The following is a 3,677-nucleotide window of genomic DNA, read 5'->3' as shown; positions in this document are numbered from 1 at the left end:
GGCCTGGCCGCCGGTGGCCAACCCCGAGCGGGACACCGCCGCTCCGCCGGTGCCCGAGCGGCTCGCCGCCGCCCTCGACATGACCGCCGAGCTGCCCCGGGTGGCCCGATCCGAGTACTCGACGCCGCCCGCCCCGCCGACGGTGCCGCAGCCCCCCGTGCCGCGGGCGCGGTCCGGGCAGACCGCGCCGGTCAACCGGCCGTCCACGCCGCAGGAGACGGCGAACCGGCAGCGGTACGCGGACGAGACCATGGAGCTGCCGATCTTCCGGGAGCTCGAGTCGGCCTGGTTCCGTACCCGCAAGCCGGGCCCCGAGGAGACGACGGCCAAGGCGGCCAACGGTGCCGCCACCCAGCAGATGCCCGTGGTCGACGTCACCGGTCACCCCGTCCAGAAGCCCGTACCACGGACGACAGGTAATGCGCCGATGGCCAACACACCGACCGCCGGAGGAGCGCCGTTCGACAACGGCTCGGCGACCCAGGGGAGCACCCGCCCGGCGTTCGCCGACAGCACGCCCACCCGCCGGTCCGCCCCGCAGTCCGCGGCCTGGCAGACCGCGGCCGACGACGGTTGGCGTGCCGCCGTCGCCGCCTCCGATGTGCCGGTGGCGGCCACCACCCAGACCGGCCTGCCGAAGCGGACGCCGATGGCGCAGCTCGTGCCCGGCGCCGTGGAGAAGCCCACCCCCGCGGCGCAGCGGCGTACACCGGAAGGGGTGCGCGGTCTGCTCTCCGCCTACCATCGAGGCGTGCAGCGTGGTCGGAGCAACCCCTCGGACAGCAACCCCACCAATCCGGAGGCAACTCCGGGAGGGCAGCAATCCTCGCAGCCTGGCTCCGGCCCGGCAGCCGGTAGCGGGCAGAAGGAGCAAGAAGGATGACTACTACGCAGGATCTCGGTTGGCTGCTGGCCAACTTCGCCGACCGGGTGCCCGGTGTCGCGCACGCGGTCGCCGTCTCCGCCGACGGCCTGCTCCTCGCATCGTCACGAGACCTGCCGCGGGACCGGGCCGACCAGTTGGCCGCCATCGCTTCCGGCCTGGTCAGCCTGACCCAGGGCGCGGCCCGGTGCTTCGAGGGCGGCGCGGTGCTGCAGACCGTGGTCGAGATGGACAACGGTTTCCTGTTCCTGATGTCCATCTCGGACGGCTCCTCGTTCGCCGTGCTGGCCGCCCGTAGCTCCGACGTCGGCCAGGTCGGCTACGAGATGGCGCTGCTCGTCGACCGGGTCGGCGACGCCTTGACGCCGCAGCCGCGGACGGCTGTCGGGATGATGGGCTGACCGAGCTGACCAGGCGGTCGGCGCGGCAGCAACGACGCAACAACAACGACGGGTGTCACCGGGCGGAAGCCGGTGCCGGGTACGAGGGAGGTGAGCGGCGACATGGCCGATCGTGACGAACCGACCGGAGCGCTGGTCCGTCCATACGCCGTGACCCGTGGTCGTACCCGTCCCCGGCTCGACATCGCCCTGGAGGCGCTCGTCGAGACGACGGTGCGCGGTCGCGCCGCTGCCGGTGGCAACGGCGGCCAGGGCCGCGAACACCAGTACATCGCCGCGCTGTGTGACGGACGTGTGCAGTCGCTGGCCGAGATTGCGGCGCGGATGCAGCTCCCGCTCGGCGTGGCTCGGGTGCTCATCGCCGACATGGCGACGGACGGCCTGGTCGCGGTCCACGAGCCGACCATCCTGGACGACTCGGACGACGCGGTGGGCACTGAACTGCTGGAGAGGGTGCTGAGTGGACTTCGCAGGCTCTGACATGTCGCACCGGCCGCCGGCCCCGAGCGGGCGCGTGACGTCGGCGAAGATCGTGATCGCCGGTGGGTTCGGCGTCGGTAAAACGACGCTGGTCGGCTCGGTCTCGGAGATCACGCCGTTGACCACCGAGGCGATCATGACCTCCGCCGGCGTGGGCGTCGACGACACCCGGCAGGTGCCGGGAAAGACGACGACCACGGTGGCGATGGACTTCGGTCGTATCTCGATCGACCGGGACCTGATCCTGTACCTGTTCGGTACCCCGGGCCAGACGCGGTTCTGGTTCATGTGGGACGAACTGGTGCGTGGTGCCATCGGTGCCGTGGTCCTGGTGGACACCCGCCGACTGGCCGACTGCTTCGCGGCGATCGACTTCTTCGAGCACCGGCGGTTGCCGTACCTGGTGGCCATCAACTGCTTCGACGGGATGCAGTACCACGACCCGCAGGACGTCCGGGACGCTCTGGCGATCTCGACCGACGTGCCGGTGGTGGCCTGTGACGCCCGTAACCGGGAGTCGACCAAGCATGTGCTGATCTCACTGGTCGAGTACGTGCTGACGATGCGCCGTTCGCGCGCGGTCGCGCCGGCCTGATCGACCCCGACGCGCCCGGTGGCGGCACCTGCCCGCCCCCGGGCGCGTCTTTGCGTCCTCTGGCGGCCCCGGGCCTACTTGCGACGGCGTCCTGGTCAGCCCTTCTCCGACGGCAGGGCGGAATGGGCGGAGTTTCCGTACCGGCGACGTGGCGTCCCACGCGAACCCGTCAGGGCCGGCGGGCGGGTGCCCCAGGCGCCGTTGCGGGGCAGCCCTCCGACGGGTGGCCGCCACGGCGTCACCCGGCGTCATCCAGCCGGGCGGAAGGCGCTGCCGAGGTGGTCAGGAGCGGTAGCCTGCGGACCGGAACTCGTACTCCCGATCGTCGTCCCGCTCGGCCGGGTCGCGGCTGAAGTCCCAGCCACCGGCCGACTCCCGACCCGGCCGGCCGCCGACCGCGAACCCGCCGATCTCCTGCCCGCGACGCCAGCCGCGGAAGTAGCCGGTGGTGTTCTCGGCGAGGCTCGCCGCGTCGCGGATGATCCGCAGTGGACGCTCGTCGCGCAGCGGCGAGCCGGGCACCAGGTTGGCCTGCGGGACCCGCTTGGGCAGCCCAGCCTTGGTCTCCGAGCCGACGGCCGGGCGGGCTGCCTGCTCGGCGGCCTGCCAGCCGGTGTCCGCCGTCGTCGACCAGTCCAGTTCGGTGGACTCGGTGTGCCCGACGAACCACGCGGACTTGGCCTCGGCAAAGATCAGCAGGTCGCCGTCGCCCTCGTCAGAGATCGGCGGGGGCCGGTGCTCCATCGGGGCGGGCCGGCGTTCGACCGGCTCCGCCGGGCGCTCGGAGGTCGGCCGCTCGCTGCGGGCTCCCCGTGCCCCACGGCCGGGTTCCTCCCGATCCACCAGTCGCAGCGGTGGTGACTCCAGAGCCGGGTCGGTCGGCGGACGGAGATTGTCGCGCAGCGCCCGGTCCGCCAGCGGTGGCGGCTCGACGAGCCGCAGCATCGGCGGCTCCTGGGGTAGGTCGTCGGCGAGCCAAGGCGGGGTGACCCGCCGCTCCTGGCCGGGCTCAGCCGGTCGGCCGGCCCGGTCGCCGTACGACGGAACGGCAGGGGTGTCGGCGGCGTTGTCGCCCGGGTCCTCCGGGTTGTTGACCAGCGGCCAGTTGGCCCGCGAGCCCGGTGGCGCGGCCTCGGGCTCGGGACGCGGGGTGGGCACCGGAGGGTTCAGGTCGGTCGCGCTGAAGCCGCCGGTCGGCGAGGTCAGCGCCCCGCTGGGCTTCGGGCGGGGCGGGATCACGGTGCGCTGCCGCTCGGCGCGGGCACTGTTGATCGCCGCCGTGGTCAGCGTCGGCCGGAACGGCTCACCGGCTTCGGCG

3 protein-coding genes and 2 pseudogenes are annotated in these 3,677 nt (G+C 73.0%); 4 read left to right on the top strand and 1 reads right to left on the bottom strand.

All coding sequences use genetic code 11. The features are described from left to right. The 4 genes and pseudogenes from E1193_RS30505 to E1193_RS30490 form a co-directional block, all read left to right on the top strand. A pseudogene (locus E1193_RS30505) lies at nucleotides 1–883 on the top strand (ATPase); the annotation flags it as partial. Continuing rightward, on the top strand, nucleotides 880–1,284 hold the full coding sequence (locus tag E1193_RS30500) for a roadblock/LC7 domain-containing protein (RefSeq protein WP_132186590.1): 405 nt from the start codon (nucleotides 880–882) through the stop codon (nucleotides 1,282–1,284). The pseudogene E1193_RS30505 and the gene E1193_RS30500, both read left to right, overlap by 4 nt. 102 nt (nucleotides 1,285–1,386) lie before the next feature. After that, the gene (locus E1193_RS30495; RefSeq protein WP_132186589.1) at nucleotides 1,387–1,764 is read left to right on the top strand and encodes a DUF742 domain-containing protein; all 378 of its coding nucleotides are present in this window, start codon (nucleotides 1,387–1,389) and stop codon (nucleotides 1,762–1,764) included. Between the two features lies 1 nt (nucleotide 1,765). Continuing rightward, nucleotides 1,766–2,359: an ATP/GTP-binding protein gene (locus tag E1193_RS30490; RefSeq protein WP_088964027.1), complete on the top strand. Its 594-nt coding sequence runs from the start codon at nucleotides 1,766–1,768 to the stop codon at nucleotides 2,357–2,359. Nucleotides 2,360–2,641: 282 nt separating this feature from the next. Here the strand turns inward: E1193_RS30490 and E1193_RS30485 are convergent. After that, nucleotides 2,642–3,677 (bottom strand): annotated as a pseudogene (locus tag E1193_RS30485) (transposase); the annotation flags it as partial.

It is taken from the genome of Micromonospora sp. KC606 (assembly GCF_004348675.1).
Classification (GTDB): domain Bacteria; phylum Actinomycetota; class Actinomycetes; order Mycobacteriales; family Micromonosporaceae; genus Micromonospora.
Note: the sequence above shows the minus strand (reverse complement) of the source record. Positions and strands in the feature narration are given on the sequence as shown.

Excerpts from the sequence above, each read along its gene's own strand:
- E1193_RS30500 (WP_132186590.1), top strand. The coding sequence starts at position 880 with ATGACTACTACGCAGGATCTCGGTTGGCTGCTGGCCAACTTCGCCGAC.
- E1193_RS30495 (WP_132186589.1), top strand. The coding sequence starts at position 1,387 with ATGGCCGATCGTGACGAACCGACCGGAGCGCTGGTCCGTCCATACGCC.
- E1193_RS30490 (WP_088964027.1), top strand. The coding sequence starts at position 1,766 with ATGTCGCACCGGCCGCCGGCCCCGAGCGGGCGCGTGACGTCGGCGAAG.